This is a genomic window from Natrarchaeobius chitinivorans (assembly GCF_003841505.1).
In the GTDB taxonomy this organism is placed as follows: Archaea; Halobacteriota; Halobacteria; order Halobacteriales; family Natrialbaceae; genus Natrarchaeobius; species Natrarchaeobius chitinivorans.
Genome location: NZ_REGA01000006.1, coordinates 39461 through 57832 on the forward strand (window position 1 = coordinate 39461; position 18372 = coordinate 57832).

General features: G+C 63.1%; 19 protein-coding genes. 9 read left to right on the forward strand and 10 right to left on the reverse strand.

Going from position 1 to position 18372, the window contains the following annotated elements; all coding sequences use genetic code 11:
- The first annotated feature begins 45 nt into the window (after positions 1 to 45).
- On the forward strand, positions 46 to 546 hold the full coding sequence (locus tag EA473_RS08880) for a TspO/MBR family protein (RefSeq protein WP_124195308.1): 501 nt from the start codon (positions 46 to 48) through the stop codon (positions 544 to 546).
- A 55-nt stretch (positions 547 to 601) separates the two neighbouring features.
- Here EA473_RS08880 and EA473_RS08885 read toward each other — a convergent pair whose 3' ends face one another.
- On the reverse strand, positions 602 to 1192 hold the full coding sequence (locus tag EA473_RS08885; protein WP_124195309.1) for a diacylglycerol/polyprenol kinase family protein: 591 nt from the start codon (positions 1190 to 1192) through the stop codon (positions 602 to 604).
- A 358-nt stretch (positions 1193 to 1550) separates the two neighbouring features.
- On the opposite strand from EA473_RS08885, the gene EA473_RS08890 reads away from it, so the two are divergent.
- A complete protein-coding gene (locus EA473_RS08890; RefSeq protein WP_124195310.1) occupies positions 1551 to 4184 on the forward strand; it encodes a PAS domain-containing sensor histidine kinase in 2634 nt (877 codons plus the stop codon).
- Between the two features lie 76 nt (positions 4185 to 4260).
- Here the strand turns inward: EA473_RS08890 and glyS are convergent, their stop codons facing one another.
- Together glyS and EA473_RS08900 are read right to left on the reverse strand one after the other, a co-directional pair.
- On the reverse strand, positions 4261 to 6039 hold the full coding sequence (glyS, locus tag EA473_RS08895; protein ID WP_124195311.1) for a glycine--tRNA ligase: 1779 nt from the start codon (positions 6037 to 6039) through the stop codon (positions 4261 to 4263).
- Positions 6032 to 6883: a CBS domain-containing protein gene (locus tag EA473_RS08900; RefSeq protein WP_124195312.1), complete on the reverse strand. Its 852-nt coding sequence runs from the start codon at positions 6881 to 6883 to the stop codon at positions 6032 to 6034. The genes glyS and EA473_RS08900 overlap by 8 nt, the downstream gene beginning before the upstream one ends.
- A 132-nt stretch (positions 6884 to 7015) precedes the next feature.
- Between EA473_RS08900 and EA473_RS22240 the strand changes: the two genes are divergently transcribed.
- From EA473_RS22240 to EA473_RS08910, 3 genes are all read left to right on the forward strand, one after another.
- Entirely contained in the window at positions 7016 to 7183 is a 168-nt protein-coding gene (locus EA473_RS22240; protein WP_165875240.1) for a DUF7556 family protein, read from the forward strand.
- Positions 7184 to 7507: 324 nt separating this feature from the next.
- On the forward strand, positions 7508 to 8020 hold the full coding sequence (locus EA473_RS08905; protein WP_124195313.1) for a hypothetical protein: 513 nt from the start codon (positions 7508 to 7510) through the stop codon (positions 8018 to 8020).
- Between the two features lie 46 nt (positions 8021 to 8066).
- Positions 8067 to 8903: a CPBP family intramembrane glutamic endopeptidase gene (locus tag EA473_RS08910; protein WP_124195314.1), complete on the forward strand. Its 837-nt coding sequence runs from the start codon at positions 8067 to 8069 to the stop codon at positions 8901 to 8903.
- A 287-nt stretch (positions 8904 to 9190) separates the two neighbouring features.
- Here the strand turns inward: EA473_RS08910 and EA473_RS08915 are convergent, their stop codons facing one another.
- The gene (locus EA473_RS08915) at positions 9191 to 9550 is read right to left on the reverse strand and encodes a HalOD1 output domain-containing protein (protein WP_124195315.1); all 360 of its coding nucleotides are present in this window, start codon (positions 9548 to 9550) and stop codon (positions 9191 to 9193) included.
- Positions 9543 to 9983 carry a DUF7344 domain-containing protein gene (locus EA473_RS08920; RefSeq protein WP_124195316.1) on the reverse strand — a complete coding sequence of 147 codons (441 nt, stop codon included), beginning with the start codon at positions 9981 to 9983 and terminating at the stop codon, positions 9543 to 9545. The genes EA473_RS08915 and EA473_RS08920 overlap by 8 nt, the downstream gene beginning before the upstream one ends.
- Positions 9984 to 10377: 394 nt before the next feature.
- On the opposite strand from EA473_RS08920, the gene hjc reads away from it, so the two are divergent.
- The gene (gene hjc, locus EA473_RS08925) at positions 10378 to 10902 is read left to right on the forward strand and encodes a Holliday junction resolvase Hjc (RefSeq protein WP_124195317.1); all 525 of its coding nucleotides are present in this window, start codon (positions 10378 to 10380) and stop codon (positions 10900 to 10902) included.
- A gap of 167 nt (positions 10903 to 11069) precedes the next feature.
- Here hjc and EA473_RS08930 read toward each other — a convergent pair whose 3' ends face one another.
- Both EA473_RS08930 and EA473_RS08935 read right to left on the reverse strand, forming a co-directional pair.
- Positions 11070 to 11747, reverse strand: coding sequence for an SWIM zinc finger family protein (locus EA473_RS08930; RefSeq protein ID WP_124195318.1), 678 nt, complete (start codon positions 11745 to 11747; stop codon positions 11070 to 11072).
- Positions 11748 to 11871: 124 nt separating this feature from the next.
- Complete coding sequence (locus tag EA473_RS08935; protein WP_124195319.1) at positions 11872 to 12339, reverse strand: hypothetical protein; 468 nt, start codon at positions 12337 to 12339, stop codon at positions 11872 to 11874.
- 187 nt (positions 12340 to 12526) lie between these two features.
- On the opposite strand from EA473_RS08935, the gene pspAB reads away from it, so the two are divergent.
- On the forward strand, positions 12527 to 13138 hold the full coding sequence (pspAB, locus tag EA473_RS08940; protein ID WP_124195320.1) for a PspA-associated protein PspAB: 612 nt from the start codon (positions 12527 to 12529) through the stop codon (positions 13136 to 13138).
- Positions 13139 to 13225: 87 nt separating this feature from the next.
- Positions 13226 to 14341, forward strand: a complete 1116-nt coding sequence (locus EA473_RS08945) for an outer membrane protein assembly factor BamB family protein (RefSeq protein WP_124195321.1) — start codon at positions 13226 to 13228, stop codon at positions 14339 to 14341.
- Between the two features lie 46 nt (positions 14342 to 14387).
- Here EA473_RS08945 and EA473_RS08950 read toward each other — a convergent pair whose 3' ends face one another.
- Positions 14388 to 14567, reverse strand: a complete 180-nt coding sequence (locus tag EA473_RS08950) for a hypothetical protein (protein WP_124195322.1) — start codon at positions 14565 to 14567, stop codon at positions 14388 to 14390.
- Positions 14568 to 15015: 448 nt separating this feature from the next.
- Between EA473_RS08950 and radA the strand changes: the two genes are divergently transcribed.
- Positions 15016 to 16047 (forward strand): DNA repair and recombination protein RadA, encoded by a 1032-nt coding sequence (gene radA, locus EA473_RS08955; RefSeq protein WP_124195323.1) that lies wholly within the window; start codon positions 15016 to 15018, stop codon positions 16045 to 16047.
- A gap of 297 nt (positions 16048 to 16344) precedes the next feature.
- Here the strand turns inward: radA and sufU are convergent, their stop codons facing one another.
- Both sufU and EA473_RS08965 read right to left on the reverse strand, forming a co-directional pair.
- Entirely contained in the window at positions 16345 to 16764 is a 420-nt protein-coding gene (sufU, locus tag EA473_RS08960) for a Fe-S cluster assembly sulfur transfer protein SufU (protein WP_124195324.1), read from the reverse strand.
- 236 nt (positions 16765 to 17000) lie between these two features.
- Complete coding sequence (locus EA473_RS08965) at positions 17001 to 18218, reverse strand: DUF418 domain-containing protein (protein WP_124195325.1); 1218 nt, start codon at positions 18216 to 18218, stop codon at positions 17001 to 17003.
- Positions 18219 to 18372: the final 154 nt, after the last annotated feature.

Here is an 18372-nt window from a genome sequence, read left to right on the forward strand (position 1 = left end):
CGAGCCACCACGGGGACTCAAGCCGCTCGAGCGCGTCCGTTCGGTATGGCGTTCGAAACGGCTTCCAGTCGGCTGCCGCCGGGTGGCGACGTGTTGCGAGCGCTCGGATTCGTGCTCCTGGTGAACGTCGTCGGCAGCGTCCCCGGCGTCCTCTCGAGTCCCGATTCGCCCTGGTTCCGAGCCCTCGAGAAGCCGTGGTTCTACCCGCCGGAGATCGCGTTTCCGGTCGTCTGGACGGCGCTGTTCACGCTGCTCGGAATCGCCCTCTGGCTGGTCTGGCGGGCCGACGCCGGCGGCCGCCGGCTGGCGCTCGGACTGTTCGTCGCCCAGATGGCGTTCAACGTCGTCTGGACGCCCGCGTTCTTCTCGCTCGAGGCCCCGCTCGCGGCGCTTGGAATCATCCTCGTCCTCTGGATACTGGTCGTCGCGACGATCGCCGCGTTTCGACGGGTCGATCGGCGGGCCGCCGCGTTGCTCGTCCCCTATCTCGTCTGGGTAACGTTCGCTACGGTACTCAACTTCGAGCTGTGGCGGCTCAACAGCTGATACGGTGGAATAGACACCTCGAGCCGGCCGTAGACGCCCCGAGCCGTCCGCGCCGTTAGACGGGGGCGAACTCGAGGACGATCCAGGCCGCCACGGCGGCGTAAATCGGGATCGTCAGGTTGTCGTCGACGATGAACTCCCCGACCTGTACCTTCACGCCGTCGGCGATCGTCGACCCCAGCGCCGCCGCGAGGACGGCCAGCGGGTACTCGAGGAGAAACGGCGCGGCCAGTGCCGCCGAGACGACGAACATCGTGACGAGGACTTTCGGTCCTTTCACCCGCTTGAGCGAGTCGTCCGAGACGGCCCCGCTTATCGGATCACCGATCGCGAGCATCAACATCGCCGGCAGGGCGATCGCGGGCTGGAAGACGAGCACCACCGCCGTCATGCTCAGCATGTAGTAGCCGTAGCCGGCGAACTGATCCTGTTCGTACTCTCGAGTGAGTTTGTCGTAGAGCCACCACTCGAGGCCGACGCGGAGTCGCACGAACTCGAGGGCGACGACGACCACCGAGAGGACGACCATGAGATACCGGAAGTACTCCCAGGTGAGCCCGAACTCGAGGTACTGGGCCAGCAGATAGAGCGCGACCAGTCCGGAGCCGCTGGCGTGGACGAGTCGGCGTTTGAGTTCGTCGGCCATCGATACCTGTCTGTGTTTCCCGTCGAACGACGTGACCTTCAGTCCGTCGGTATGGTAGCCACTACACGTCACTGCACACCTGCTGTCTCCGACCGTCGCGTCGTTTTCGAGCGCGCTGGCACACCCCTGAAGTGGTGAGCTATCGCTTCACTGCTATCGCACCGATGACACGAGTCCACCGACTACGAACGAGATCAGGATCGGGATCCAGTGGACTCTCATACGGCTTACTGTAACTGTTCACCGGCGCATCCGTCGCCCGGGTCGCGGGTTCGCCGGTACTGACGTACAGTAAACGTATCAGCGGTCGCCATCGCCATATCAGTGAATTTTAGCGGTTTCAGAACAACAGGATGGTATGACTGGGCAAAACGGATCCGAGTACCGGGATGATCGCTCCCGGCCATCCGATCGATCGTCCGGGTCGGGACGGGGATCGTCGGCGATCGAAATCGAGTACCAGACGATCTTCGATACCGTCGACGACGCAGTGTTTCTCGTCGATGTCGGTCACGACGGATCGACGTACACGTTCACGTTTCGCCGGAACAATCCCGCCCACGAAGCGCTAACCGGACTGTCGACCGAGGAGATTCGAGGGACGCGGCCACACGAAATCCTCGACGGCGAAGACGCGGCGGCCGTCGTCGTCAACTATCGCGACTGCGTCGAAAAGCGGGAGACAATCGAGTACGAGGAGACGCTCGACCATCCATCCGGGACCGTCGAGTGGCACACGAAACTCACGCCGATCGTCGAGGACGACGCGGTAACGCAACTGGTTGGCGTCGCTCGAGACGTTACCGACCGGAACGCCCGGAAACGTGCGCGCCGGCGGATCGAACAGCGGTTGTCGCTTGCACTCGACGCCGCCGACGCCGGCGTCTGGGAGTGGGACCTCCAGTCCGAAGCCGTGATCTGGGACGACTCCATGGCGGAGTTACTCGGGCTCGAACCCAGGGCGTTCGAGGGGACCTACGAGGCGTTTATCGACCGGGTTCATCCGGACGACCGAGACGAACTCGGGCGCGTCGTCGAAACTGCCCTCGAGCAGGCGGAGGGGTTCGAACACGAATTCAGGATCCGCCACGACTCGGGCGAGTACATCTGGAACATCACACGCGCAGAACTGATCGCCGACGCCGGCGGGAACCCCGATCGAATGATCGGTGTCGGTATCGATATCACCGATCGCAAAGAACGGGAGCGGGAGTTAGATCGAAACAGAGAACGACTCCGGGTGTTGTTCGAAAAAGCGCCGGACGGAATCGTCGTTCACGACGCCGACGGGAACGTCCACGACGTCAACGAGACGCTCGCCGATATGCTCGGCTACGAGCGGGACGAACTGCGTTCGATGACAGTTCCCGACTTCGAAGTTGGCGTCGACGTCACGGAATTACGGGATCGGTGGGAGTCGATGAAACCGGGATTGATACACAACATCGAGGTCGACGGGACCCATCGACGACGGGACGGGTCGACCTACCCCGTCGACGTCTGGGTGAGCAAAGTCACGCCAGAAGCGGAAGCCGGTCCGCTGTTCATCGCGATCTGTCGGGACGTCACCGAGACCGTCGAGTACGAACAGGAGTTAGAGCGGTACAAGGAACTCGTCGACAACGTCCCCGTGGGAATCTATCGGAACACGCCGGGGAAAGCGGGTAAATTCCTCGAGACCAACCCGGCAATGGTCGACCTGTTCGACGCGGATTCCGCCGAGCAACTGCTCGATTACGACGTGCGGGACCTGTACGCTGATCCGACGGCACGACAGGCGTTTGCCGACCGCCTTGAGGCGGACGGCCGCATCGCGGAATCCGAACTGGAACTCGAGACGCTCTCCGGCGAACGGTTCTGGGGGTCGGTGACCGCGATCGCCACGACGGTCGATGGAGAGACGTACTTCGACGGCGTTATCCAGGACATCACCGAGCGCAAGGAGATGGAAGCAGCGTTGCGACGACGCGAGGAGCGGTTCCGTCGGATGTTCGAGCGACATAGCGCGCCAATGTTGCTGATCGATCCGGAGTCGGGTTCGATCCAGGATGCGAACGAGGCCGCGACCGAGTTCTACGGCTACGCGGCCGAGGAACTCACCGCGAGGAATATCGAGTCGATCAATCGGCTCTCGCCCGAGGAAGTGGCACGGGAACGCACGCGTGCCGAGCGGGAAGATCGCAACTACTTCGTCTTCCATCACGAACTGGCAAGCGGCGAGGTCCGAACGGTCGAGGTCCACTCCTCGCCCATTACGATAGCCGACGACGATTTCCTCTTCTCGATCGTCCACGACATCACGGAACGGGTCGAGTACGAGAACCAACTCGAAGAGCAACGGGACAACCTCAAGATCCTCAACGAGGTCGTCCGCCACGACATCCGGAACGATCTCCAGCTCGTCCAGGCGTACGCCGAGATGCTCGAAGGGAACGTCAGCGAGGGGATGCAAGACGAACTCGAAACGGTTAGACAGAGCGCCGAAAACGCGATCGAACTCACGACGACTGCGCGCGACCTGGCCGACGTAATGTTACAGGTCGACGTCGACGATAAACGGATCGCCCTCCACCGAACGATCGACCGGGAGATTGCAGAGATCAGATCGACACATCCGGAAGCGAACGTGACCGTCGAGGGGACGCTTCCACGAACGGACGTCGTCGCCGACGACATGCTGGCTGCGGTGTTTCGAAACCTCCTGAAAAACGCCGTCCAGCACAACGACGAGGACGTTCCCGAGATAACCGTCACCGCCGAGAAGCGCGACGATCGGGTCGCGATTTCCGTCGCCGACAACGGTCCAGGGGTTCCGGACGAACGGAAAGAAACGATCTTCGGGAAAGGCGAAAAGGGACTCGAGAGTGCGGGCACCGGAATCGGACTGTACCTCGTCGAGACGCTCGTCGACAGGTACGGTGGCGACGTCTGGGTCGAGGACAACGATCCCGAGGGTGCCGTGTTCGTCGTCGAGTTACAGCGAGCCAGTTGATACGCGCCGAGAATCGAAAGAAGTGGGAATCGAACGTACCGGAGATCGAAACTGCCCGTCCGGTCACTCGAGTCGGCTACAGTTCCTCGAAGGCCATTTCGCCGGCCCGAATCGCCGACAGCGTCTCCGCGAGGTCGCCGACGGGCAGGCGCTTCTGGGCGGTGGTGTCCCGTTCACGAACCGTGACGGTCGTCTCCTCGTTTTCGATCGTCTCGTAGTCGACCGTCACGCAGAAGGGCGTGCCGACCTCGTCCTGCCGGCGGTAGCGCCGGCCGATGTTGCCCGAGTCGTCGTAGGTGACGGAGAGCCCCGCGTCGCGGAGGTCGGCGACGATTTCGCGGGCCTGCTCCTCGAGGGCGTCGTCGTTTTGCAGCGGGAAGACGCCGACGAACGTCGGTGCGACTTCGGGCTCGAGTTCGAGATACGTCCGCTGTTCCCCGTCGACCTCGTCCTCGCGGTAGGCGTGGTGGAGGACGGTGTAGACGAGCCGGTCGATCCCGAAGGAGGGTTCGACGACGTGTGGGACGACGTGTTCGCCGGCTTCGGTCTGTTCTTCGACCGCAAAGCCGGTCTTCTCGGCGGGAATCTCGTGGGTTTCGCCTTCGAGTTCGATCTCGACGGCGTCGGCCTCGAACGCGGACCGATCACGACCGGCGAGGGCCTCGAGTTCCTCGGCGACGGCTCCCGCGTCGCCGCCGAACTCCGGTCCGAGGTAGCTCATGTCGGGATCGACCGTAGCGCGCTCGACGGTCTGTGGCTCGTCGTACTGTTTGAAGACGGTAAACCGGTCGCCGGAGTGGTCGGCGTGTTTCGAGAGGTCGTAGTCGCCCCGGTAGGCGAAGCCGGCCAGCTCGATCCAGTTACCATCAATTTCACTCTCGGCGTCCCAGCAATCCGCCGCGTAGTGGGCGCGCTCGCCCGAGAGGTGCTGGCGAAAGCGGAACCGATCCATGTCGACGCCGACAGCCTCGTACCACGGCTTGGCGACGCCGAGGAAGTACGCGACCCACGGATCGCCGATGATCCCGTCCTCGAGGGCCGAACCGATCGTCGTCTCGACCTCCGACCCGTCGTCGTTTCGCTGTTCGCTCGCCGGGTAGAGCGTCAGTTCGACGTCTTCGACGCGCTCGAGATTCGGTTCGTCCGCCTCGGGATCGACGAAGTACTCGAGTTCGGCCTGGGTGAACTCGCGGGTGCGGATGATCGACCGCCGCGGGCTGATCTCGTTGCGGTAGGCCCGGCCGATCTGGGTGACGCCGAACGGAAGCTGGTTGCGAGCGTACTCCTTGAGTCGGGGAAACTCGACGAAGATACCCTGTGCCGTCTCGGGGCGCAGGTAGCCCGGCTGTGAGTCGCCGGGACCGATGTTCGTCGCGAACATGAGGTTGAACTCCTCGACGGCGACGCCGGCGAGCCCTGCACCGCACTCGGGACAGACGAGTTCGTACTCCGCGATGATCTCTTCGACCTCGTGGATGGGGAGGCTCTCGGCGTCTTCGTACTCGGTTTCGTCCTCGACGAGGTGGTCTGCCCGGCTGCTCGTCCCGCAGTCGGGACACTCGATGAGCATGTCGTCGAAGCCGTCGAGGTGCCCCGAGGCTTCGAAGACCGGTTCGGGCATGATCGTCGGCGCGTCGATCTCCATGTTGCCCTCCGCGATGGCAAAGCGATCCCGCCAGGCGTCTTCGACGTTCCCTTTCAGGGACGCTCCCTGCGGGCCGAAGGTGTAAAACCCCCCGACGCCGCCGTACGATCCCGAGGAACGAAAGAAGTAGCCACGTCGCTTCGCGAGTTCGGTGAGCTTTTCGCCGATCGCCTCGCCCGTTTCGGGCGGTTCGGATTCGGCGTTACTCATACAGTGCCTCCAGGAGGTCGACGTCGCGGACGACGCCGACGAGCTGTTCGGCCGAGACCATCGGGATCTGTTCGATGTCGTTGCTGATCATTCGCTGTGCGGCTTCCTGAACGGCCGTTCCGGAGGAGGCGGTGACGACGTCCTCGCTCATGAACTCGCTGACCGGACCGTTCGGAATTTCGATGTCCCGCGTCGGGAGGTACCGGCTGCCGACGCCTTTGATCCCCTCCCACGACCACTGGGAGTCCTGATCCGGGAAGTTGTTCCCGGTCTCTTCCTCGCCTTCGACGATGCGGGCGACGTCGATGATGTCGACTTCGGTGAGGACGCCGCTCATCCGGCCGTCGTCGTCGAGCGCGACCGTGTAGGGAACGTTGGCGTAGGAGAGTTCGCGCTCGGCGACGGGAAGCGGGGCACCCTCGTAGGTCGTGTTGACGTCACCGCTTGCGTACCGTTCGACCGTCTCGTCGGTCTCCTGGTCGCCCGCCGCGATCGCGTGCACGACGTCGGTCACGGTCACGATTCCCTCGAACTCCCCGTCGACGACGGGGACCCGCCGCGCGTTCTCTTCGACCATCGTCCGCGCGACGTCCGGGAGCGCGGTGTCCGCCGTCGTCGTCGGCACGTCGTCCATGAGCATGACCAGCTGGTCTTCGTCGGGCTGTTCGATCAGGACGTCCCGCGAGATCAGTCCGCGGTACTCCGGACCGTCGTCGGTCGATTTGACGACCGGAACGGACGAGAACGATCGCTCTTGTAGGTACTCGAGGACGTCGGATCTGGTGCCTGGCAGTTCGGCGGTTACCACGTCCTCGCGGGGCGTCATCGCGTCGGCTACGTTCATGTCACCACGGTACGGCGAAAATGAGTATAAACCCAGTGTTTCCCGCGTGCGATACCATCTACAAATTGACCCATCGCTTGGCCGGACAATCAATTCGACGAGTTTATATGTGGGTGTTTGTGACTCTCATACATGGCGACGAACCCCCACGCCACGACGAATCGGGATACGATCGTTGGATCGATCGATTCGGCCGGCTCGAGCGACGTCGACGAGTACGTCATCGCGGACATCTCTGCGGACGACGCGTGGCTCTCGATGCAGGCCGAGGCTGCACCGACACTTACAGCCTGGCGATAACTGCGGGGGCAGGGAACTGGGGGTCTCGCCGGAGTGTATCGTAGCCAGGAACCGTCTTCGTACTCCGCTCGCGACTCATACTGGCGGTCAGCAGTCAGTGAGACGTCGGTCGGGAATTCGCGGCCGTCGCCACGGAGACGGCCGCGGGAGGTGACCGTCACATAGTTTCGTCCGGCAGTATCGGCGGCCAGCACACCCACCGTGACCACTCGAGTACGAGCGGATACCATCGTTTCAACGGTAACGATAGGTCCTCTGTCACACCGCAGGGCCCGCCGACGTCTGTTCGACAGTATTAGTATCGACGCATCACTTCTTCGGCGCATGGTCGGCCCACGGCAGCCACGCGGTGGGAGCGCTGGATCGTCCTCGAGGGGCGACGATGGACTCGATACGTCGCGGTGGACGATCGCGAGATTCCTCTCGGCGCTCGTTCCGGTGACGCTCGCGCGGCGAGCCATCGCGGTGTCGATCGACACCGATCGGGACGTCTACGAACGGGACGACTCCATCGAGATCGCGATCGACTTCAAGAACCGACTACCGCTTCCGGTCGACATCCCGACGCCGCGTCAGCGACGATGGGGATGGAGTATCGACGGGCAACTCGAGGCGAGCGACGAACGGCTGTACGTCAGGGATCGCCCCTCGTCGTTTTCCTTCGGCGGCGGCGAGCGCAAACGCATCAGGTTCACCTGGAACGGGCGACTCGAGCGCACGCGCGGCCGCCACGAGTCCGTCGTGCCGGAGCCGGGGGAGTACGAAATTCGGGCGTTCGTCGCGACTCACGAGGGCCGGTATCAGCCCGCCGACTCGACGACGATTCGAATCACGTAGCGTCGAAGAAAGGAACGCACAAGGACATCGCCGATCTAGTCCGCGCATGGAAACTCCCTCCCGTGTGCGTTCGGCCAGCCCTCTCTGGGCGACGCTCGTCGCGTTCGGTCTCGCCGTCTTCGGTATCGTCGCGACCCAGTTTACCACGTTACCGGCGATTTTCCTCGAGCCGGCGTTGATCGAGTCACCGGGCGACACGTCCATCGGCGCGCGAGCACTTCTCATGACACTCAACTTCCTCGGGTTCGCTCTCGCGGGTGCGATCTACCTCGCCGCGACCGATCGGGGCTGGTCGTACGTCGATCTTCGCATGCCGACGAAACGCGGCTGGCTCTACGTTCTCGCGGGGATCGTCGGAAGTCTGGTGTTTTACTTTCTGGTGAGTATCCTGATTCAACTTCTCTCGTTACCGGCCACGGACAATCAGGTGATGCAGTACATCGCCGGCGATCAGACGATGATTCTGGTCATGATCCTCATCGTCTTCTTTTTCAACGCCCCCGCCGAGGAGTTCCTCTTCAGGAACGTCATCCAGAAACGACTCTACGAGGCGTTCAGCCGATTCCAGGCCGTCCTCGTCGCGAGCGCGATTTTTGCCCTGATCCACTTCCCGGTGTACCTGGCCGCCTCCGGTGACCCCCTCGCGATCGGTCCCTCCGACCTGCTTGCTACCACCGTCCCGCTCGTGGTCGTCTTCGGTGGCTCGGTCATCTTCGGTTACGTGTACGCCAAAACCGACAACCTCGTCGTTCCGACCGCGGCCCACGCCGCGTTCAACGCGTTCCAGTTCGGCCTCGTCTATCTCGCCCTCGAGTTCGACCTCGAGACCGGCGAACCCGTACAGTCGCTGCTCGTCGACCTGCTCGCGGTCGTTCCAGTGTAGATCGGGTTCCAAGGGTGTCATAGAACGGTGCGCATACTCCCTTTGGGACTACCCGACGAACGGTTAGTACAGGTGAAGGACTTACCGCTGCCAGCATCCACGAATGAAGTGAGCGGTTCACTGCCGAAGCGAGCGATGCCCGCGGAGGTGGCCTTTCTAGCGTAGATTTTTGCAAGCGGTTCGAGTGAGCGAAGCGAACGAGGACCCGCAGCAAAAAGGTGCTATACAAACACATTGAGTGCCCGAGTATCCGACGTGCGAGGACGTAGTGGCTCCGCAGCGACTTTCTACGATAGGTCTGCTTCGGTTGGCTCGTAGACCTGAATCCACCCGTCGCTCCGAACTTTCACGAGGTAATTTGTATACTGAAACTCGACAGTGCCGACACCTTGCCGAGAATCACCGGCCAGGTCTGGCCCGAAGAACGCGTCTTCAATCGCTGGTATGTCCACAGATTCGTACACCGGTGGGGATTTCACCTCAGGCGGGGAGACGCCTTTCGCCTCCGCGATGGCGAATACGAGCGCGGTCGTGAGTTCTCCCTGTCCGTTGGGTTCGTAATGGCGCTGTGCTAGCTGTGACCAGTGCGTATCGGTACTGGTGGAGCCGTCTCCGTTCATGATTCCATCATCAGTCCGCTTACTCATCCATCTCACTCCGGGCGTGCGTTTCCTGATTAGCGTCAAGGCTGGCACCTAATCCTTCGAGAGCGGTCATGACCTGTTCGGCGTGTTCGGCGGTCGTAATCGTCTCGGTCGCCTCGTCGAACGTAATTACGCTTTCATCCACCAGTTTCGGGACGTGAGCATGATACAGCGAAACGTACACTCTATCGCGCTGGTTTTCCGTTACTTCGTGTTCGGAAACGTCATTCTCCCACGCGGCGATTTTCGTCGCCAAGTCGGTCAGTGACCATTCGGTGTCTTCCAAGAGGGTGTAGCATAGGTAGCGTCGTCGGGAGTGTCCCAACGCCTCGTACACCGGTTCGATTTCCAAAACGGCGGGCGGTGGCAGTTGTTTTTCCGTAGACGCGGACACGTTAGACGTTGCTTCCTCATCTGGGTCGGGTTCGCCAGCCATACGAGAGTGAGAATACGAGGTAGTAAAACAGTTCCCCCTAAAACAGACGAAAATCGGGATTTTAATGCTGTACACGACCGTTTTTCGTTCTTATACGTTCCATGTGCGAACCTCTCGAACGAGTCGTAGTTTCCGACTCCTCTACTATTGATGGCACCGGGGGCGTGTGAGGTCGTAGCGTCTTCGGAGGGACGTGACAACGACCTCCTGCTGGTATATACGCACGTGTAATGACCGTGCTATTCGTCTGAGAGAGGTAGAAATTAATCCCATGAGAAGCCTTCTATGACACCCTCCGGGTTCCGGTTATCCTCACAGCGACTCCGCGTTCGCTTGCCAGCTCCGGCGGACCCGCGTCCGTCCTTTTAATATCGCCCGCAGGCGAGTGGTGGACATGTCCCATGCGAAGGGCGACCGCCGCGAGCGGGAACTCGTCAACGAACTCGACGAGGCCGGCTTCGCGGTGATGCGTGCGCCCGCGAGCGGTTCGGCAACAGAGCGCGAACTCCCCGACGTCCTCGCCGGCGACGGCGAAATCTTCTACGCGATCGAGGCCAAATCGAGCTCCGGCGACCCGATCTACCTCTCCGGCGAGGAGGTCGAGGCGTTGATCTACTTCGCGCAAAACTTCGGCGCGAAACCCCGTATCGGCGTCCGTTTCGACCGCGAGGAGTGGTACTTCTTCCATCCGGCCGACCTCCACGTCACCGACGGCGGTAACTACCGGGTCAAGAAGGAAACCGCGATCGCGGAGGGCACGGACTTCCCGGAGTTCGTCGGTCGCTCGGAGAAGGTAACTCTCGAGGAAGCGGCCAACGCCAGCGGCGACGACGGTCCCGACGAGGACGTCCTCCGCGTCCTGAACGCCGTCGAACAGGGTGTAATGGACGTCGAGGAGGCCGCCGAGTTACTCGAGTGATCGCGCCGGGGTGGTCGTACGGACTACTATTTTCGGTGGAACCGCGACCCGTTTGCGGTCCGGTACATCGTTCCAATAGACCGTTTCATACGGATCGTTGTCGTATTCTCTCGGTAATCACTCGGACGGAGTCGGCGATCACCGGCAAAGAACCACGACGGTCCGTCTCAGCCCGTCACCTCGTCGCGGACGACCGCCTCGAGTCGCGTCCGCGGAAAGACGTACACCGTAAGCGACGACGGGACGACGCCGTTTCGCTTCACGGTGGCGTGGGGGTACACCGCGGCGACGACCGGAACGTCCGGATCGTACGCCGCGTTCGTCTCGTACTCGGCGACGGTGCAGTCGGCCGCCCGAATCCGGACGGCGTCGGCCCGGCGGTCGGAGACGTCGACGACGGTGAGGCGGCCGCCCGTTTCGCGATCCCTGACCGTATCGCCCGGCGCGATGGCGTGTGCGTCGCAGTAGAACGGACCGGCGACGGCTTCGCCGTCTCCTCGGTGCCGCTTTGCGGCATCGCTCTCGGTAACGAACGTCGTCTCGCCGCAGTCGTGACACTGGACGGAGACCTCTCCCGGCGGCGGCGTTCGTCCCTCGGTGATTTCGATCGCGATTCGCCGGACGTGCTTGCACCGAGCCCCGCGGAAGACGTGATCGGGACAGGTACAGCGGCCCGCCTCGAGGTCGACGAGGTAGGTGTGGTCGCTGGCCGACTCGACCTCGTAGAGGCCGTCGCCGAGCGGGAGGACGGACATCGGTTCGGCCCGCGCCCGGCGCGAGCGCTCCTCGAGGTGATCGGCGGTCGGAACGGGAAGCGGTGCTTTCGGTGACGCTATTGTTTTCATGGGTTGCGTCGGATAGTCGACGTGAATTCGGTCGGTTGGCTATTCGACCGTGGTAGGTGCTCGAGGCGTATAACGGCCACGCTGGCCGTCACACCGCCGGTATTTCACGGATTCCTGAACGCCGCTATCGGCGTTCGAGCGAGAATCGAACGATCGCGAAATCCTGCGTCACTCGCGATTCGAACGGATTCGGAGCGGGGTCGACCCCGAGCAGTCGGGACAGCACGGGCCGCTGTCGAGCGTAGATCGCCCCCAGCGCGCGTCCCTCGGCGGGATCGGTCACGACCTCGCCGACGGCGGAGCGTCGGTGCCCCCGGACGTGGAGGGTACACTCCGACGGTTCGCGGAAGTTTTTCCACCAGGTCGTCGCTTCCCGCGGCGTGAGCACGACGACCGTCCGGTCCCGGCGGGCGTACGCGACGGGAATTTCGTATCCTCGCCCGCTGACGCGTCCCTCGTAGGCGAGTACCGCGAGCGCGTGGCTGGCGATCCGGTGGGCCCGGGAGCGCAGTAGCCGCCGGACCAGCGGGTTCGCGAGGCGTTCCTCGACGGTCTTCCAGCCCTCGAGGACGGCGCTCGAGATGCGGCTCACATCGGCGAAACGGCCTGATACGGTTTACTGTAAATCATTACCGGCGCACCCGCGACCCGGGTGACGGGTGCGCCGGTACACAGTTACAGTAATCCGTATGAAACGCGATTATCGCTTCGGTAGTCGTGCGATCCCGCGGCTGACCGCCAACAGGTGCTTTCTAAACGTCCGCGGCCGTTCTCCCACTATGGGACTGCTGGACGGACTCCGTGCCGCCCTCGGATTGCGCGCCGAGGCCGACGCCAGACGCGACGCCGATCCCGACGACCTCTTCGGGATGAGCACCGCCTACCTCACGATGGAGGCCGAACTCGGCTACGACTCGATCGGGGTGGGCGCGCTCTGTTTCTCCGGCGTCGACTCGAGTAGCTTTCACGAGGCCGTCGACGACGTCGAGGCGATCCTCGAGGCGGGCCGGGAAGAAACCGGGACCGACTTCTCCGTCTCGGAAGACGACCACGGCTATCACTGGGTGATCCTGACGGACGACGACCCCGAAGACCTGATCACGAGCATGCACTTCGCCGCGGACACGTTCGTCGAACACGGCTACGGTTCGCGGCTACTCGCCGCCGTTTTTGGCTACGAGGAACGCCGGAGCGGGGATCCGGCCTACTGGATCTACTCCTTCCGTCGCGGCGCGTTCTACCCCTTCGCACCGCAGTCGGGCCGCGAGCGCGACTCGAGCGCGGAGTTCAAACTCGAGGCGGCGCTCGACGGCGAACTCGAGATCGAACGCGACAAGGAGTACTGGTACCCGCTGTGGCCGAGTCAGAACGGTACCTACCCGTGGGAGTGACTGGCATCCACAGCTGGACGGATTGCAGTCCCGACGTCCCGTCGGACGTCGGATCCATTATGTCGGTTCGCTCACTACGTCGATCCAGTGACGGAGTGGACCCAGTTCAAGGCCGATCGTCGAAACGCCGGTCTCGCCCGGGACCTCGAGGGGCCGTACCGAATCGAGGAGGGGTGGACGACCGACCTCGCCGGGTCGGTCGGATCGCCGGTTCTCGCCCGCGACACCGTCTTCGTCGGCACGAGCCGGGGTACCCTGTACGCGCTCGAGGCCGACACGGGCCGTCGTCGCTGGGTGGTCGAAACGATCAGTGCGACCGACCTCGCCCCGATCGTCACGCGGGATCTGGTGGCGTTCGCGACGGCCGGCGGGACGGTTCACGCGGTCGATCCGGCGACCGGCGACCCGCGGTGGGAAACCGACCTTCCGGGCGGGGCCACGACCCCCCTCTCGTACTCGGACGGCCGGTTTTACGCCGGCCACGAGGAAGGGATCTCCGCGCTCGAGGCGGAGACGGGCGAACTCCTGTGGAGCCACGAGACCGACGCGCCGGTCGGCGGCTCCCCGGCGATCGACGACGACCGAGAGTGGGACGGACCGCGGATCTTCGCTGGCACCGCGGACGAAACCGTCCTCGCCCTCGAGGCGGAGACGGGCGAACAGGTCTGGGAGGCACCGGCCGACGGCGCGATCACCGCCGGTCCGACGATCGCCGACGGCCGCGTCTACGTCGGCGACGACGGCGGAACGCTGCTCGCGCTTTCCGGCGACTCCGGCCAGACGTGGTTTACCTACGAGATCCGCGGTTCGTTTACTACCTCGGCGACGGTCGTCGAGGACGACGACGAGGACGTTCCTGACGACGACACGACGTTCGTCGGCGCGGACGACGGCTACCTCCACGTCACCGACACGTCTTTCGGTCGCCGAAAGGTGCGCGGCTGGCTGTTCTCGAAGAAAGGGATCGCACTCGACGGCGAGGTGTGCTCGAGTCCGGTCGTCGTCGGCGATGTCGTCTGCGTCGGCGATTCGACCGGGTCGCTCTACGGCATCGACGCCGACGAGTACGACCACCTGTGGCATTTCCCGCTCGAGGGATCGCTCACGGGGCCACCTGCGGTCGGCGAGAACCGCCTCTACGCCGGCACCGACGGCGAGCGGCTGTACTGCCTCGAGTGGACGCCCGGCGCGCCGAAGCCCTGACGCGGCGAAACCCTGGCGCGGCGAAAGGACCGTGAAGCGGCGCTGCTCACGGGCCGCGACAGGAGCGAAGGCCGGAGCGAAGGCCGGGCGTATCGCGGTCGGGGACGAACTCGACGATCGGCGTCTCGAACGCCGACTCGCAGTCGGGGCAGGCGATCGTCCCGTCGGTGATCTCGGTTCGGACGTCGGTTCCACAGTCGCAATGGATGGTGAGTTTCGTGACCATGTGTTCTCCGTCTGACCCGACACAGCGGAGCACAACCCACCCGAAACGCCGCAGTCGTCCTGGCTGACCCGGCGAGCCGCCGACGGGTTCCGAGCCGACGGTACGTCGGCAGGTCTTTATTTCGCCAGCGTCAATGGTGGATTGCTCCCGCTACGCGGGAGTCGTGTATGAGCCGGAGTGGTTGCTTGGTGGCGATAACTCCGGCTCAGCGCACTTTCGTGCGCGTTTATTGGGTTCGCAACCAATCGTAAAAAACGTTAGGATGCTAACTTTTGGTGTGGTGAGCGACGGGAGGCAGTGTTCGAGTGGTACTCGAGCCGTCCGCGCGCATTCCCCTTCACACCTAAACTCTCCGTTTCGCTCTCGAGCGTCCCTTCGCCCTCGGGCACTTTCACTTTCACTCCCCTGTTAACGAGCCTTTATGGGGTGTCCGGAACAACGTCGGAGTATGCCAGAAGCAGACCTCGAGACGCTCCCCGGCGTCGGACCGGCAACCGCAGACAAACTCCAGGACGCAGGCTTCGACTCCTTCCAGAGTCTCGCCGTCGCCTCCCCGTCGGAACTTTCGAACACGGCGGACGTCGGCGAGTCCACGGCCGCGGACATCGTCAGTGCCGCTCGAGATTCCGCCGACATCGGCGGCTTCGAGACCGGATCGACGGTACTCGAGCGCCGGAACGAGATCGGCAAACTGACCTGGCACATCGACGAGGTCGACGACCTGCTCGGCGGCGGGATCGAGACCCAGTCGATCACCGAAGTGTACGGCGAGTTCGGCTCCGGTAAGTCGCAGGTCACCCACCAGATGGCCGTCAACGTCCAGCTTCCCAAGGAGGTCGGCGGTCTCCACGGCAGCGCGATCTTCGTCGACTCCGAGGACACCTTCCGCCCCGAGCGAATCGACGACATGGTCCGCGGGCTGCCGGACGAAGCGATCGACGCGACGCTCGAGGATCGCGAAATCGAGGGGTCGGCCGGCGACGAGGAGGCGGTGGACGAACTCATCGAGGACATCCTCGACAAGATCCACGTCGCGAAGGCGTTCAACTCCAACCACCAGATGCTGCTCGCCGAGAAGGCAAAGGAACTCGCGAGCGAACACGAGGATTCGGAGTATCCCGTCCGTCTCCTCGCAGTCGACTCGCTGACTGCCCACTTCCGCGCGGAGTACGTCGGTCGTGGTGAACTCGCGAACCGACAGCAGAAGCTCAACAAGCACCTCCACGACCTCGACAAGGTCGGCAACCTCTACAACGCGGCCGTCATCGTCACGAACCAGGTCGCTTCGAACCCAGATTCCTTTTTCGGCGATCCGACTCAGCCGATCGGTGGCAACATCCTCGGCCACAAGTCGACGTTCCGGATCTACCTCCGCAAGTCCAAAGGCGACAAGCGGATCGTCCGCCTCGTCGACGCGCCGAACCTCGCCGACGGCGAGGCCGTCATGCGCGTACAGGACGGCGGACTGAAACCGGAATAACGTCGACCTCCTGGTCGAATTCGCACCTCGACGGCCGTTCCGTTCGCCGTCTCGTTCGGCCCCTGTCAGTCGGTGGCGGCCCGACCGCGATCCGTCTGTGCTCTCGCCGGTACGTCGTTCCAATTGAGGGTCTCTGTGTACCGAACCGGAGACGCTTCGCTTGAGTCTGTAGCTTCCTCGAAAAACCGAAAGGGGGATCGGCTAGCAACGGCGTCGCGCCGATTCGGACGGGTTGCTGTGCGTCATTTCCGGTGCACCCGCGACCCGAGCGGCGAGTGTGCAGTACAGCAACCCGTATCAGTCTTCAGTCGACGTCTTCTCCTTGTCGAGTTCGCCCCGGTAGATCTCCGCGCCGTCCTGGGCGACCTTTTCGGCGAGTACCGCACACTTGATCCGCATCGGCGAGATGTCGACGCCGAGCATGTCGACGACGTCGTCGCGGTCCATCTCGAGCAGTTCGTCGACGTTCTTCCCGACGAGTTCGCTCGAGAGCATGCTCGCGGAGGCCTGGCTGATCGCACAGCCGTCGCCGGAGAAGGCGACCCGCTCGATCGTCTCGTCGTCCTCGGCGAGCTTGACGTCCATGCGGATCTCGTCACCACACATCGGGTTCTCGCCGATGTGGGTGAAGGTGGGATCCTCGAGTTCCCCGTAGTTGCGGGGGTTTTTGTAGTGATCGAGGATCTGCTGTCTGTACATATCCGAGCCCAGTCCCATCGTAATCCCGAATAGACTGGTGAGTTGTAAAAGGGTTCCGGGGCCGACGTCGAGAGGTGACCGAAAACGGTTACGTCCGTGCTCGAGGGCGGCAAAACGGTACGATCGCCCGGCAAACGGCTGGTGATCGATGCTAGTACCCTCCCAAGCGTCGACTGATGAGCGAAATCACGCGGTGTGGTCCGATTTCGCTCATCAGTTCAGGCTTGGGACGCCACTAGTGGCTTGGGAGGGTACTATCGATTGCGTCGAAACGGCTGGAGGGTTCCGTACGTGAGCACGCGCCAGAGCCACTCCATCGGCCCATATCGGAAGTACCGCAACCAGAGCACTGAAAGAACGATCTGTATCGCCCAGATGGCCACGACGATGCCGAACGCCTCGAGCCGGGTTACCTGGCCGAACAACCCGAGTCCGTGTCCGTAAAAAATCGACGTGGCGAGTATCGTCTGGAGGAGGTAGTTGCTAAAGGCCGTCCGTCCGACGGCGGCCAGCGCCCGGCTTATCGCTCCCTCGGGCCGCCACCGACAGTACAGCATAACTGCCCCGATGTACCCGCCGGCGAGCAACAAACTCCCCCAGTAGTTGAACTGTCGCCAGAACAGCGCTGACCCGCCGGCCCAGTCGTTCGACTGGATGTACCAGACGCCGGTGAGAATTACGACGAGTCCGGCGGTCGTTCCGACTCCGAGTAGCCAGCGGTAGAACCGCGACGAACGATCGTTCGTCAGGATTCCCCACTTGAAAAGCGCCATCCCGAGGAGCATGGAACCGCTGACGCGCCAGGCGGTGTACCCGAGAAACCCGGTCGTCTGTCGCTCGAACGCCGCCGGAATCCGGTGGTCCATCTGGTCTCTCCACCCGCTCCGATACGTCTCGACTTCGGTCCGGAGAACCGATTCCGGGGGTTGCCACGTGCTCGCAATCGCTGCAGGGTCCATCGTCAGCCCCGCCAGAATCTCGAGGACGGAGGGGACTGCCACCAGAAAGACGCCGGCGTACGCGAGCAATCGCGCCTCGAGGTGCCGAAGGAAGACGACGCCGAACGCGCAGACGCCGTAGGCAAACAGGATGTCACCGTACCACAGCAGGTAGGCGTGTGCGAGTCCGAACACGACGAGCCACCCGGATCGGCGAAAGAACAACTCGAGTGGGCGTCGGCCTTTCTGCTCTGCGCTTCGCGTAAAGAGTACGACCCCGCCGCCGAACAGGATCGTAAACAGCGTGATGAACTTCTGCTGTGCGAAGACGTGTCCGACGAACCAGGTCCAGTAGTTTGCGCCGGTGAAATCACCGTACACGGTCGGATTAGCGAGAACCGATTCGGGCATCGAGAACACCCAGACGTTGATCACCAAAATTCCGAGAAGTGCAAATCCCCGAAGCGCGTCGAGGCCGACGATGCGCTCCGACGGTGGCGTCGGCCCCTCCTCATACGGTTTACTTTCCGTCATTTCCGTCGCACCCGCGACCCGGGCGGCGGGTGCGCCGATACATCGGTACAGCAATCCGTCTCAGAACTCATTGGACCTGCTCCCGTCGAAACCGTTCGGCGTGTTCGTCCGCCCGTCACAGGTCATCGCGTGCCTGTCTCTTCACGTAGCCGCT